This window comes from Oceanisphaera psychrotolerans, from assembly GCF_001870485.1.
GTDB lineage: Bacteria > Pseudomonadota > Gammaproteobacteria > Enterobacterales > Aeromonadaceae > Oceanimonas > Oceanimonas psychrotolerans.
In genome coordinates this window covers 56,955-69,393 of sequence record NZ_MDKE01000012.1, presented here as the reverse complement: position 1 = coordinate 69,393, position 12,439 = coordinate 56,955, and the positions used below count along the sequence as shown (strand labels likewise).

Annotated in this window: 13 protein-coding genes; 2 read left to right on the top strand and 11 right to left on the bottom strand. The window is 60.8% G+C overall.

Translation table 11 applies throughout. From position 1 onward, the window contains the following. Positions 1-98: 98 nt before the first annotated feature. The 9 genes from BFR47_RS06265 to BFR47_RS18600 form a co-directional block, all read right to left on the bottom strand. On the bottom strand, positions 99-1,508 hold the full coding sequence (locus tag BFR47_RS06265) for a YfcC family protein (protein WP_071472278.1): 1,410 nt from the start codon (positions 1,506-1,508) through the stop codon (positions 99-101). Positions 1,509-1,575: 67 nt separating this feature from the next. Beyond that, the gene (locus tag BFR47_RS06260) at positions 1,576-2,685 is read right to left on the bottom strand and encodes an NAD/NADP-dependent octopine/nopaline dehydrogenase family protein (protein ID WP_071472277.1); all 1,110 of its coding nucleotides are present in this window, start codon (positions 2,683-2,685) and stop codon (positions 1,576-1,578) included. A 193-nt stretch (positions 2,686-2,878) separates the two neighbouring features. Next, entirely contained in the window at positions 2,879-3,808 is a 930-nt protein-coding gene (locus tag BFR47_RS06255; protein WP_071472276.1) for a LysR family transcriptional regulator, read from the bottom strand. A 126-nt stretch (positions 3,809-3,934) separates the two neighbouring features. Continuing rightward, positions 3,935-4,549, bottom strand: coding sequence for a glutathione S-transferase family protein (locus BFR47_RS06250; RefSeq protein ID WP_071472275.1), 615 nt, complete (start codon positions 4,547-4,549; stop codon positions 3,935-3,937). Positions 4,550-4,604: 55 nt separating this feature from the next. Then, complete coding sequence (locus BFR47_RS06245; protein ID WP_071472274.1) at positions 4,605-5,648, bottom strand: NADP-dependent oxidoreductase; 1,044 nt, start codon at positions 5,646-5,648, stop codon at positions 4,605-4,607. Between the two features lie 23 nt (positions 5,649-5,671). Continuing rightward, positions 5,672-6,829 carry an iron-containing alcohol dehydrogenase gene (locus BFR47_RS06240; RefSeq protein WP_071472273.1) on the bottom strand — a complete coding sequence of 386 codons (1,158 nt, stop codon included), beginning with the start codon at positions 6,827-6,829 and terminating at the stop codon, positions 5,672-5,674. A gap of 109 nt (positions 6,830-6,938) precedes the next feature. Then, positions 6,939-7,523, bottom strand: coding sequence for a TetR/AcrR family transcriptional regulator (locus tag BFR47_RS06235; protein WP_071472272.1), 585 nt, complete (start codon positions 7,521-7,523; stop codon positions 6,939-6,941). Between the two features lie 215 nt (positions 7,524-7,738). Continuing rightward, entirely contained in the window at positions 7,739-8,350 is a 612-nt protein-coding gene (locus BFR47_RS06230; protein ID WP_245748822.1) for a substrate binding domain-containing protein, read from the bottom strand. Beyond that, complete coding sequence (locus BFR47_RS18600) at positions 8,305-8,667, bottom strand: LysR family transcriptional regulator (RefSeq protein ID WP_245748821.1); 363 nt, start codon at positions 8,665-8,667, stop codon at positions 8,305-8,307. Before BFR47_RS18600 ends, BFR47_RS06230 begins: the two co-directional genes overlap by 46 nt. 161 nt (positions 8,668-8,828) lie before the next feature. Here BFR47_RS18600 and BFR47_RS06225 point away from each other — a divergent pair, with 161 nt between their 5' ends. Both BFR47_RS06225 and BFR47_RS06220 read left to right on the top strand, forming a co-directional pair. Then, positions 8,829-9,284, top strand: a complete 456-nt coding sequence (locus tag BFR47_RS06225) for a DoxX family protein (protein ID WP_071472271.1) — start codon at positions 8,829-8,831, stop codon at positions 9,282-9,284. Positions 9,285-9,312: 28 nt separating this feature from the next. Beyond that, complete coding sequence (locus BFR47_RS06220) at positions 9,313-10,128, top strand: DODA-type extradiol aromatic ring-opening family dioxygenase (RefSeq protein WP_071472280.1); 816 nt, start codon at positions 9,313-9,315, stop codon at positions 10,126-10,128. A 79-nt stretch (positions 10,129-10,207) separates the two neighbouring features. On the opposite strand, the gene BFR47_RS06215 is transcribed toward BFR47_RS06220, so the two are convergent. Both BFR47_RS06215 and BFR47_RS06210 read right to left on the bottom strand, forming a co-directional pair. Further along, positions 10,208-11,221, bottom strand: a complete 1,014-nt coding sequence (locus tag BFR47_RS06215) for a zinc-binding alcohol dehydrogenase family protein (protein ID WP_071472270.1) — start codon at positions 11,219-11,221, stop codon at positions 10,208-10,210. A 104-nt stretch (positions 11,222-11,325) separates the two neighbouring features. Continuing rightward, positions 11,326-12,423 (bottom strand): L-dopachrome tautomerase-related protein, encoded by a 1,098-nt coding sequence (locus tag BFR47_RS06210; RefSeq protein WP_071472269.1) that lies wholly within the window; start codon positions 12,421-12,423, stop codon positions 11,326-11,328. Positions 12,424-12,439 lie beyond the last annotated feature (16 nt).

The following is a 12,439-nucleotide window of genomic DNA, read 5'->3' as shown; positions in this document are numbered from 1 at the left end:
TACGTCGCCCATTTTCCCCGCCTCAAGCCATGCACACGAAAGGGGAATGGCTTGGAGTAATTCCACCCGCCTTTTTGTCTGTTATTGATGGGTCAGGGTTAACTTCCCAGCACGACACCCAGGCTGAGCATGGCCATCACCATCAGGGTAAGTACGCCGAGCAGGGGGCCGATAAATTTCAGCCAGACGCCGTAGGATACCCGGCCTATGGCCAGGCCGCCCATCACGATGCCGGAGGTCGGCGTTACCAGGTTGGGCAGGCCTGAGGCGGACTGGAAGGCGGTGACTACCAGATCGCGGCCAATGCCCGCAAAGTCGGCCAGGGGCGCCAGTATCGGCATCGACAGCACCGCCAGCCCGGAGGAAGAAGGCACGATCAGACTCATCACCGCCTCTATAAAGTAAATGGCGTTGATAAAGGCGATCTGGTGCAGTCCCGACAGCATATCCTCGGCATAATGGAGGATGGTATGGGTGATATTACCATTATCCATCACCACCACCAGGCCGCGGGCAATGGCGATAATCAGGGCCACCCCGAGTAGATCCCGGGCGCCATCGATAAAGCTGCTGGTCAGATCGGCTTCCGACAGCCGGGCCACCAGCCCCACCAGTATGCTGGCGCCGATAAAGAGCGCCGATAGCTCGGCCATCCACCAGCCGCCTGCCGACACACCCCACATCATGACGCCGAAGGTCAGGGTGAAGATGGCCAGGATCAGCTTGCGGGTCAGGGTTAGCTCGGGAGCCTGCTGTTCCTTGCCGTGCAGAAAATGACGCTCGTTTTCTTCTTTCTGATGGGCGACCAGGGAACGAGACGGATCCCGTTTCACTTTTTCTGCATAGCGCATCACGTAGAAAACACAGGCCAGCCAGCCCAGCACCAGGATCGCCAGGCGCAGGCCAAAGCCGTCCATGAAGTTTATTTCGGCGGCATTGGAGGCGATCACGGTGGCGAAGGGGTTGATGGTGGAGCCCAGACAGCCGATACCGGCACCGATCATGATGATGGCGACACCCACTATGCTGTCGTAGCCGGAGGCGATCATCACGGGTATCAGCAGCGCATAGAAAGGAATGGTTTCTTCGGCCATGCCATAGACGGTGCCACCGAGAGCAAAGAGCCCCATCAGCAAGGGGATCATCCATTTTTCCCGTCCCTTGAGCCGGGTCATGCTGCCGTTGATGCCGGCATCGATGGCGCCGGTACGGGTAACGACGCCCAGAAAGCCACCGATCACCAGCACAAACAGGGCCACATCGACGGCGCGGGCGGCATAACTGGCCGGATCATAAAACCCCTGCACCGGTGCCATCAGTATCTCGACAATACCCTGTGGGTTGGCATCCACCGGCTGATAGGAGCCCACCTGAGGTACCATGCGTCCCAGGGTTTCGTTCTTTTCCATCTGATACTGACCGGCGGGGATGATCCAGGTCAGTGCCGCCATCACCATGGTCAGCAGGAACAGTATGGTAATGGCGGAGGGGAATTTTATTCTGGTCATTGGAATGTCCTTATTGCGTATCGGCTGGATGACCGGCAATGGGGCGGCTGGCCCCATCGGCCTGGTATCAGGCAACCAGTTCCATGATCTCCCGAACCGATTTACCGGCCAGGCCCATTTTTTCCAGGGTACGCCCGCTGCAGAAATAGTCGGTTTCGTTATAGGCGTTGTTGATATGCAGGCAGGATTCGACCAGGGCGGTTTTCACTCCGGCGAGCCGGCCGAACTCGAAGCAGGGCACCAGCAGATAGGCGGCATCTTCGGTGATGTAGCGATCCTGTGCCGATTTTGGGGCACTGTTGAGCTTGCCGTGGGTTTCCGAGGTGCGGTTCAGTTCATAGACACTCTCGGCGCTCAGGCCATACAGGCTGTTCATGGTCTCCAGTTCGGACTTCAGCGTCAGGCCCAGGGCCTCGCCTACTGTCAGCCGCTCCTGCTCCATGACAGCCGCCGCCCGGGCGGTGGCAACGGAACAGCAGTCCTTGTAGTAGTTGAACTGGCCGTTGAAGTTTTCCAGCAGGCCCATGTTGAGGGTGGTCAGTAGCGGATGGCCGCCGAAGTTGATGTTTTCCAGCCCGGCGGCAATCACGTTGTCCAGGGCGGTCAGTGGCAGCGGCATCAGTGGCTGCAGGCGTTCAATGGCCTCCCGGGTACGACTGGCGGGCAGGGCTGCCACCGGCAGTTGTTGCTTCATGCCGAGAATGGCCAGTTGTGCCGGGCCGACGATGCGGGTCGCCCAGGGGATGGAAATGGCATCGACCAGGGTGACGTCCAGCGCCTGGTAGCCTTCTTCCTGTTTGATGCGGTTAAATACCAGAGAGCCGTAATTCCCCGGCATCAGCAATAGAGTCTGGCCATCGCGCAGGTGCGGCAGCATGGCCCTGAACAAGGGTTCCTGGGCGAAGGAAGGCACCGGCAGCACCAGCACATCGGAGAAGGCCACGGCCTCGGCCAGATCGCGACTCAGGGTATCGATGGCCTGGGTGCCGGCGAACACCAGAGACACGTCGTTGAACTCGGCCAGGGCCTGAATGCCACCGCGCTGGGCGATGTCGTCCAGCGGTTGATCGAAACCGGGAGCGCCATACAGACAGACCCGGGTTCCCATCAGGGAAAAATGGTAGGCGGCGGTCAGTCCGGCATTGCCGGAGCCGATCACGGAGACACGAGAGAACATGGTTTTTCCTCTGACGATTGATTGCTGATGGCGCCAGACTAGAAAAAACCGGGAGCGCAGAATAATGCACAGCCTTTCTTGAACCATGCAGAAAAGACATACTGCGGCGGGTGTCGATATGTAATTGTTTGATGAGTAAGATGTTAATTTTGTGATGCGTCACGTCACCACCGGAGATAAAGTGTGACATGGGTCACTTTTGCTCGGAGAGATCCCGCTTCGGTCCCATGTTCAGCACTATATCCATGTCTTCGGCCAGCTCGGTAAAGTGTTCGATAAAGCGCTGGGCGTGACGATTGAGCGGGCGCAGCGCCGGGTAGAGAATTTCAAATTCGAACGGTAGCGAAAAGGCCAGGGGTCGCTCTATCACCTCTTTATGCTCGCTGGCAATGCGGGCGGTAAAGGGATCCGTAATGGCCATGCCCAGTCCTTCGCGTACCAGAGCTGCCGCCGTGGTGGCCAGCGAGACTTCTATCTGTTCGACCATGTTCAGCTGGTAGCGCCGCAGCAGGGAATCGATCAGGCGCTGGCTGACATCTTTTTCGTGACGGATCAGCGGCAGTTCGGCCAGGTCATCCACATCCACAAACGGCTTTTCTGCCAGCGGTGAACTGGCGGGCAGCAGGCACACCGATTCGCATTTCACTCGCCGGGCTCTGACCCCGGCCAGCGGTTCATCGATAAAGGCAAAGCCGATGTCGGTGGTCTGGCTCTGCACTCTGTGCACCACTTCTTCCGAACGGTAGGTCTTCAGCGCCACCTTCATCTGCGGTGCCTGGTGCAGAAAGCGGGCCAGGGTTCGGGGCAGAAAGGCGTTGGAAAGCAGCGGCATGGCGGCGATATTGAGACGGCCGAAGCGATGAGCACGAATGGAGGCCGCAGCCTGATCCAGCCCGGAGACGGCCTCGAAGGCCCTGGCGACTTCCAGATAAAAGGCCTCACCATCATCGCTGAGTTGCAGCCGGTTGCCTTTGCGGATAAACAGCTGAAACCCCAGTCGCTGCTCGAGCGCCGACAACAACCGGCTCACCGCCGGCTGGCTGAGGTTTAGTCGCTCGGCGGCGGCGGTGACGGTCTGGCATTCGACAATGGCCTTGAAGGCGTTGAGCTGGGAGAGTTTCATAAGGCGTTGGCCAGTCATCCTGATTTAGCCGGATCGGGCGGCACGCCACCATCCAGGGGCAAACAGCTTATCAGAGCACGTGTATTTACAGAAAATGGAATGCTGCAATTATACCGGGGCTGCCCGTTAGTGTTCTACTTCGGCCTGCTCTGCGGCCCGATAGCCCGAATGGCTGGCCAGCAACTGCCGATAACGCCGAATGTTGGGGTAATTTTTTATGGCGTCGTTGTTGGCGAGCATATCCAGGATGAAGGACATCATGATGTCGGCGCCGGTGAGTTTGCCTGCCACCAGATAATCTCGCCCTTCCAGGCTCTGTTCCAGATGACCGATCACCTTGTCGATTTCGGTTTCGGCATAGCGGGCCATAAAGTTGGTTTCGGCGCCGTCCATGTCCACGAACAGTTTCAGCAGCAGCGGCAGTATTGCCGAACTTTCGGCGAAGTGGATCCAGTACAGATAATCGGCATACTCCTCGTGGCCATGAGTGGGGGCCAGCCGCTCGGGGGCAAAACGTTCGATCAGGTATTCGGTGATGGCACCCGACTCGGCCAGTACCTTGCCGTCGACCTCTATAATCGGGGACTTGCCGAGCGGATGTATCTTGGTCAGCTCGGGCGGCGCCAGCCGGGTGTGCTCGTTACGCTGGTAGTGCTGGATGCGGTAGGGCTGGCCCAGCTCTTCCAGCAACCAGATGATGCGTTTGGAGCGTGACTGATTCAGATGATGCAGTGTGATCATGGGGTTGCTTCTCGGTAAGTGGGGCGGCGTTGTCAGCCGCCACTCTATTTGTTGTTTAAGCCAGCTCGTCGTCGCCGACGCGGATCACCAGCTTGCCGAAGTTCTGCCCCTGCAGCAGGCCGATAAAGGCCTGAGGCGCGCTTTCCAGGCCCTCGACTATCTGTTCGCGGTACTTGATCTTGCCTTCACTCAGCCACTGGCCCATGTCGCGGGCGAACTCGTTGTAACGGTGGGCGTAGTCGTCGAAGATGATAAAGCCCTTCACGGTCAGGCGCTTGATCAGGATGGCACCCATCAGCTGGCCCAGGCGATCCGGCCCGTCCGGCAGACCGGTGGCGTTGTACTGGGAGATCAGGCCACACACCGGAATGCGGGCACCGGTGTTGAGCAGCGGCAGTACCGCATCCAGCACCTTGCCGCCCACGTTTTCGTAGTAGACGTCGATGCCGTTGGGGCAAGCCCTGGCCAGCTGGACGGCAAAGTCGTCGGCCTTGTGATCGAGACAGGCATCCACCCCCAGGGTGTCCAGGGCGTAACGGCATTTTTCTTCCCCGCCGGCCACGGCCACAACGTGACAGCCCTTGAGCTTGCCTATCTGGGCCACCACGGACCCCACCGCCCCGGTGGCGGCGGCCACGACGATAGTTTCACCCGCTTGCGGTTTGCCGATATCCAGCAGGCCCATGTAGGCGGTGAAACCGGGCATGCCGAGTACGCCCAGGGCATGGGAGGGCGGAGCCAGTGCGGGATCGAGCTTGATCAGCCCCTCGCCATCGGATACGCCGTAGTCCTGCCAGCCGGTATAGCCCAGTACCCAGTAACCTACCTGGTAGTCGGGGTGATTGCTGGCATGGACCCGGCTGACGGTACCACCGACCATAGGCTCGCCGATGGCAACCGGCTCGGCGTAGGACTTGGCGTCGCTCATGCGGCCCCGCATGTAGGGATCCAGGCTCAGGAAAACGGTGCGCAGCAGCACCTGGCCGTCTCCGATTTCGGGAATGGCGGCCTCTTTCAGGGCGAAGTTGGCGGCGGTAGGCGCCCCCACCGGACGCGAGGCCAGGGTGAGCCGGCGGTTGCTGTTGACGGTTTGTTTCATCTGGTGTTCCTTGTGCTTGCGGATTACAGGCTGGCCAGCAGTATCTGGCGGCAGTGCTCGGGGGTGACGTCGCCGTGCTCACCGAGTGCAACCATGCCGTGACTTTGCAGGCTGTCGATGATGCCGTCGATGTGTTCGGCACCCAGACCGTAGTCACCGAGGCGGGTCTTGACGCCAACGGACTCGAAGAAGTCGCGGGTGCGCTCGATGGCGGCTTCGGCCTTGTCGTCGTCGCTGCCTTCACGAATGTCCCACACCCGTTCGGCATACTGCACCAGCTTGCCGAGCTTGGCGGCCTTGCGCTGGCGCAGCATCTCGGGCAGCACCACGGCCAGGGTCTGGGCGTGATCCAGGTTATGCAGGGCGGTCAGTTCGTGGCCCAGCATGTGGGTGGCCCAGTCCTGGGGGACACCGGCGCCGATCAGGCCGTTCAGGGCCAGGGTGGCGGTCCACATCAGGCTGGCGCGGGTCTGGTAGTCTTCCGGCTCGGCCAGGGCCCTGGGACCGATTTCCACCAGGGTCTGCAGCAGGCCTTCGGCAAAGCGGTCCTGCACCGGAGCCTGGTCCGGGTAGGTCAGGTACTGCTCCATCACGTGTATGAAGGCGTCGACCACGCCGTTGGCCACCTGACGTTGGGGCAGGGTGTAGGTCTTGACCGGATCCAGCACGGAAAAGCGCGGGAATACCTGCTCGCTCATGAAGGGCAGTTTGGCCTGCAGCGACTTGCGGGTGATCACCGAGCCCTTGTTCATCTCGGAGCCGGTGGCCGGCAGGGTCAGCACGCTGCCGAAGGGCAGGGCACGCTCGATATTCTGGCCCATGGTGGTCAGGATGTCCCAGGCATCGCCTTCGAACAGGGCGGCGGCGGCTACGAACTTGGTGCCGTCGATCACGGAGCCGCCGCCGACCGCCAGCAGGAAGTCGATGTTGTCACGGCGCACCACGGTGACCGCTTCCATCAGGGTTTCGAAGCTGGGGTTGGGTTCGATGCCGCCGAACAGCTGTACCTGGCGGCTGCCCAGGGCGGCGGTCACTTCATCCAGGGTGCCGGTGCGGCGGGCGCTTTCGCCGCCGAACAGCACCAGCACGCGGGCCTCGGCGGGTACCAGTTGGTCCAGGCTGGCGATTTTGCCGGCGCCGAATTCGATGCGGGTCGGGTTGTAGAAGCTGAAATCTTGCATGTGTTGAACCTCGTTGTTGCCTGATTAAAAGTGGTTGCGTGACCTGGAATAGACCGGTCGTCTAGTATGGGTCGGTAAAAAAGCCCGTGCACTTGGCCGGGCTGGATTGTCAGTTCGCCAGCAGTTGTCGGGTCATGGCCATGGCCTGTTCCATATGGCGTTCATCCCGGTGCAGCTTGGTCAGCAGGCTGGCGCCCAGCCACAGCTGATAGAGACAGGTGGCCAGCCGGGCGGTATCCTGCCGGGGCAGAGAGCCATCGGCAATGGCGGCCTCGATGCAGTCCTGGATACGACCAATGACCTTGTCGGTGCCGTCCTTCAGGGTCAGGCGCATGGACTCGGACAAATCGGCCACCTCGGCACTGAGCTTGACCACCAGGCAGTCGCGAAGGCCTTCCGGGCTGCAGTAACGGCGCTGCCATTCCTGCCAATAGCTCATCAGTCGCGTCAGGCCGCTCTGGCCCGGTTCGCCGAACAGGGCATCCAGCTCGATCAGATACTGGCCGAAGTAATCCTCCAGCAGGGCCTGGCCAAACTGCTCCTTGGACTCGAAATAATGGTAGAATGAGCCCTTGGGTACACCGGCCTGCAGCAGCAGGGCACTGAGCCCGACCGAGCTGAAGCCCCGGGCGGCGAGGATCTCGCGTCCGGTGTCGAGCAGGTGCTGGCGGGTATCTTGATGTTTGGTTTTCATGAGCTGCATCCTACATAGGATTAGACCGGTCGTCTAGTTTGATTTTCACTATTTTGTTCCTGATGTCATCAGTCTCAAGAAAACAGGCATAACTTGCGGGTTAATGCCGCTAAATTCTGCCAAAAAGGCCGATACTGCCGACTTGATTCCTGTCTCCAGTTCCAGCACAAAAGCCGAATACAGCAGGGAAACTGGTTGATGAGCCCCAGCACTGGCTACGGTTCCTGACGATTCTCCCGCTCGAAATGGTCCCAGTAAGGCGGATCGCCGAAGTAGCCGGCCATAAAATCGATAAAGCATCTGACCTTGCTGGCCAGCAGTTTCCGGTGAGCGTACACGGCGTACAGCCCCATGACCTCCGGTTCGTATTCCGGAAGAATCACCCGCAGCTTGCCCGCGGCAATGGCCTCGCCGGCGATAAAGGTGGGCTGAATGGCAATGCCGGCGCCTTCGATGGCGGCCTGCACCAGCACTTCTCCGTTGTTACTGATCATGTCCCCACCCGGTTCGCGTCCGGTTGCCCGCAACCACTGGTGGGCGGGCAGGCTGGCGTTATCCTCTATGTAGCTGTAGCGCAGGTACCTGTGGTGTTTAAGATCCTCCAGCCTCAAGGGGGTTCCCTGCCGGGCCAGGTAAGCGGGAGAGGCGCACATCACCAGCCTGACCGGGGCGATGAACCGGGCGATCAGGGAAGAGCTTTTCAGGTGGCCGATACGCAGCGCAATGTCGAAACCTTCCTCCACGATATCCACCTTCCTGTCGTTCAGGTGCAGATCGATACTCACCGACGGGTGGGCTTGCTGGAACCGGCACAGCAACGGGGCCAGGTGCCGGGTGGCGAAGGAAACGGGCGCGCTGATGCGCAGTTGCCCCCGGGCGCCTGCTGCAGGTCGCCCAGCTGGTTTTCCATTTCGTCGATATCATCCAGCACCTGGCGGGCACGCTGGATATAGCGGCTGCCGGCTTCGGTCAGGCTGACCCTGCGGGTGGTGCGGTTGAGCAGGCGTATCCCGAGCCGTTCCTCCAGCTGGGACACATATTTGCTGACCAGTTGTGGCGACATGTCGAGCCGCTCGGCGGCCCGGGTAAAACTGCCCTCGGTCACCACCGTGACCAGGGTGCGCATGGCATCGATACGGTCCATGGATGACTCCTGACGATAAAACAAGCCAATTATCAACATTATGTTGCCAATAATACAATGGAAGACCGGTTAATCCCTTTATCTGATGATAGTAAAGTGGGCTCAGTACCCGGAGTCATCTTCGGGAGCACTCAACATCACCTGTATTAGAGGAAATAGTCATGAAAACCCGATTCGCACAAACCTTGTTCAGCACCAGTGGTGGTTATGCGGCGCTGATATTGCGGCTGCCGGTCGGCCTGATCCTGGCGGCTCACGGCGCACAGAAACTGTTCGGCTGGTTCGGTGGCTACGGCCTGGAAGGCACCGGGCAATGGATGGCCAGCATTGGCCTGACGCCCGGCTACCTGATGGCCCTGCTGGCCGGCAGCGCCGAATTCTTTGGCGGTATCGCCCTGCTGCTGGGGCTGCTGACCCGCCCGGCCGCGCTGGTGTCGGCCTTTACCATGCTGGTGGCCATCTTCGGTGTTCATTTCGACAACGGCCTGTTCATGTCCAACAACGGATACGAATACGCACTGAGTCTGTTGGCGGTGACGTTAGCACTGGCGGTGCAGGGCGCGGGACGACTGTCTGTTGACCGTCTGCTGCAGGAGCGCTGGAGCCGTGCGGCATAAGCATCACCATATCAAGGGGAGCTCAGCCATGAACAAGACCACCGATATCCTTTTCATCTCGCATGGGGGAGGCCCCCTGCCGCTGCTGGGCGATCCGGATCACCGGGAAATGGTTCAGTGGTTACAGGACATGGCCGGCAGGTTGCGCCGACCCGAGGCCATACTGATCGTCAGCGCCCATTGGGAAGCAGCGGTGCCCACCATTACCGCGGGTGCCCGGCCCGGGCTGATTTACGACTACTATGGTTTTCCGCCGGAATCCTATGAAATCCAGTATCCGTGCCCCGGTGAGCCTGCCTTGGCGCAACAGGTACAGCAGGCACTGATGGCCGCCGGCATGCCCGCCCGGCTGGATGCCGAACGTGGTTTCGACCACGGCGTTTTTGTGCCGCTCAAGCTGATGTATCCCGAGGCGGATATACCCTGTGTGCAGTTGTCGCTGGTCAGCAGCCTCGATGCCGAACAGCATCTGAACATCGGTCGGGCGCTGCAGGCACTGGACTACGATAACCTGCTGGTGATTGGCTCCGGCTTTTCGTTTCACAACATGCAGGCATTTTTTACCCCGGGCACGCCGGAAATTAAGGCCCGTAATCAGGCATTCGAGGCGTGGCTGGAGGACACCTGCGGCAACCCTCGGCTGGAAGAAGCCGAGCGTCGCCGCCGGCTTATCCATTGGGACAGCGCACCTCATGCCCGTTTCTGTCATCCGCGGGAAGAACACCTGCTGCCGCTGCACGTGTGTTACGGGCTGGCGGGGCGGGCCAGTGACGAGCACATTGCCGCCACCATATTGCGAAAGCAGTCCGGCATGTTTTACTGGTCGAAAGTACCGACAGCGTAATGGCGGGTTCGGAACGGACACAGACGCATTCGTTCCGGTTTGAGGAGAGGGCGGCCGGTGGCCCGACCGCCCTGAGGCATCAGAAGCCTTCGAGCACCAGTTTTCCCTTGGCCTTGCCGCTTTCAAGAATGGTGTGGGCACGCTTGATATTGGCGGCGTTGATCACTCCAAGGGTGTCGGTGGCGGTCGATTTGATCCTGCCCATATCGAGCAGTGCCGCGACCTCGTTCAGGATCTCGCCCTGGCGTGCGATATCGGCGGTGGTGAACAGCGAGCGGGTGAACATCAGCTCCCAGTGAATGGACACGGCCTTGACCTTGAACGGCACCACATCCAGGCTGGCGGGATCGTCGATCAGGCCGAAGCGGCCCTGGGGCGCGATCAGCTCGGCTATCTGGGCGGCATACTGTTCGGAATGGTTGGTCGAGAACACGAAGCCCGGTGCGCCGATACCCAGCGCCTCGATTTGTGCCGGCAGCGGCCGGGTATGATCGATCACATGATGAGCACCGAGTTCCTTCACCCAGGCCCGGGTTTCCGGACGGGAGGCGGTGGCGATAATGGTCAGGTCGGTCAGCGCACGCAGCAGCTGAATGGTGATGGACCCCACACCGCCGGCACCGCCGATGATCAGCACGGCCGGGGCGGCACCCGGGACGGGATCGGTTACGCGCAGGCGGTCGAACAGCATTTCATGAGCGGTCAGGGTGGTCAGTGGCAGTGCGGCTGCCTCGGCGGCGGGTACCGACGTCGGTGCATAGCCGACGATACGCTCGTCCACCAGATGGTATTCGGAATTGGTACCGGGGCGGTTGATGGCGCCCGCATACCAGACCTGATCACCCGGCTGGAAGGCGGTGGCCTGGTCGCCGACGGCCACGACTTCACCCACCGCGTCCCATCCGAGCACGGCCGGGGTGTCACCCTCGGGGGGGCGGCCCTGGCGGATCTTGTAGTCTACCGGGTTGACCGACACGGCCTGCACCCTGACCAGCAGATCGTGGCCGGTCGGGGTCGGTTTTTCCATTTCGAAATCAATCAGGGCGTCTTCGCGGTCGATGGCGCCGGGGGTGTTGTAGCCAACAGCTTTCATGGGGTTATCTCCTGTTTAATGGTGGGGGGCGAGCGTTGCTTGCATCTGCCGCCCCGCTTGCTTGTCGATTGGCGGCCGGGCGCAGGGGCCCGGACGCACTGATATCAGGGCTTCAGCGTCAGGATAAAGTATTGCTTGTCGCTGGCATCCACGCCGCCATTCAGGGCCGGGTGGGTGTTGAGCTGGTTGGTGGTAACGTAAAGGGTGCCGTCGGGGGCGAAGGCAAAGCCGTCGGCCCAGCGCAGGCGCACATCGTCCCGGGCGAGGGTCTCGATTCCTTCGGGTGTCGAGGCGGTAATGGCGTTGGCCTCGATATCGCCCGAGATCACGCGGCCTTTGTCATCCACGATAAAGCCGTCATTGGGCTTCTTGTCGGCGTAGCGCTCGATCTTGCCGGCCAGTACGGTTTCATCCATCGCCTCATCGGCCAGCGCGGCCGCCGGGATGCGGAACACGTCACCGCCGTTCACCGAGCCGAAATAGACATGCTCGAAGGTCGGATCGATGGAAATCGCGTTCATCGCCAGGTGCCAGGGCTGGGTGGTGCCATCCTCACCCTTGAAGCCCATCAGAGCGTCGTTGATGATGACGTCGTGGGCGACCGGCATCAGCCGACTGTCGGCCTCGAGCACGCGGCGAGCCTCGCCGGTCTCGATATCCACCACCACGAAGGCGGGCTTCATGTCCGATGCCGGGGCGGTAAAGGTCATGTCGGCGATGTAGATCTTGCCCCGTTGCTCATCGAGGGCGAAGTCCTGCAGGAAGGAGATCGGCAACCTGGCCTCGGTCGGGATCTCGATCACCTTGTGCAGCTTGTCGGCCTTGCTGTCCCAGGCCACGAGCTGCGCCGGGCTGTTTTCACCGCCCATATCGAGGATCCAGACCACTCCCTTGCTGTCGGTGGTGATGCCGATGGTGGCGGCGATACCCACTTCCCCCTTTTCCGGGCCGTCGGCCCAGTCGGTTGTCGGGAAAGGCACCTTGCTGCCATCGGGTTTGACCTCGACCACCCGCAGAGCCGGGGCATCCAGTGGCTGCTGGGTAATGATCACCCGGTTGTCGGGGGTGACGGTGATGTTGCCCGGGCGGGTGTCGGAAATCTCCGCATAGGTGGTCAGTTCCTGTGCCGCCACGGGGGCCACAGCGGCCAGGGCCAGGGCGGTCAGGGCAGCGGCGGAGGTCAGTTTCGATAATGTCATCATGTTTTCCTTTTAAATG

Excerpts from the sequence above, each read along its gene's own strand:
- BFR47_RS06265 (WP_071472278.1), bottom strand. The coding sequence starts at position 1,508 with ATGACCAGAATAAAATTCCCCTCCGCCATTACCATACTGTTCCTGCTG.
- BFR47_RS06260 (WP_071472277.1), bottom strand. The coding sequence starts at position 2,685 with ATGTTCTCTCGTGTCTCCGTGATCGGCTCCGGCAATGCCGGACTGACC.
- BFR47_RS06255 (WP_071472276.1), bottom strand. The coding sequence starts at position 3,808 with ATGAAACTCTCCCAGCTCAACGCCTTCAAGGCCATTGTCGAATGCCAG.
- BFR47_RS06250 (WP_071472275.1), bottom strand. The coding sequence starts at position 4,549 with ATGATCACACTGCATCATCTGAATCAGTCACGCTCCAAACGCATCATC.
- BFR47_RS06245 (WP_071472274.1), bottom strand. The coding sequence starts at position 5,648 with ATGAAACAAACCGTCAACAGCAACCGCCGGCTCACCCTGGCCTCGCGT.
- BFR47_RS06240 (WP_071472273.1), bottom strand. The coding sequence starts at position 6,829 with ATGCAAGATTTCAGCTTCTACAACCCGACCCGCATCGAATTCGGCGCC.
- BFR47_RS06235 (WP_071472272.1), bottom strand. The coding sequence starts at position 7,523 with ATGAAAACCAAACATCAAGATACCCGCCAGCACCTGCTCGACACCGGA.
- BFR47_RS18600 (WP_245748821.1), bottom strand. The coding sequence starts at position 8,667 with ATGGACCGTATCGATGCCATGCGCACCCTGGTCACGGTGGTGACCGAG.
- BFR47_RS06225 (WP_071472271.1), top strand. The coding sequence starts at position 8,829 with ATGAAAACCCGATTCGCACAAACCTTGTTCAGCACCAGTGGTGGTTAT.
- BFR47_RS06220 (WP_071472280.1), top strand. The coding sequence starts at position 9,313 with ATGAACAAGACCACCGATATCCTTTTCATCTCGCATGGGGGAGGCCCC.
- BFR47_RS06215 (WP_071472270.1), bottom strand. The coding sequence starts at position 11,221 with ATGAAAGCTGTTGGCTACAACACCCCCGGCGCCATCGACCGCGAAGAC.
- BFR47_RS06210 (WP_071472269.1), bottom strand. The coding sequence starts at position 12,423 with ATGATGACATTATCGAAACTGACCTCCGCCGCTGCCCTGACCGCCCTG.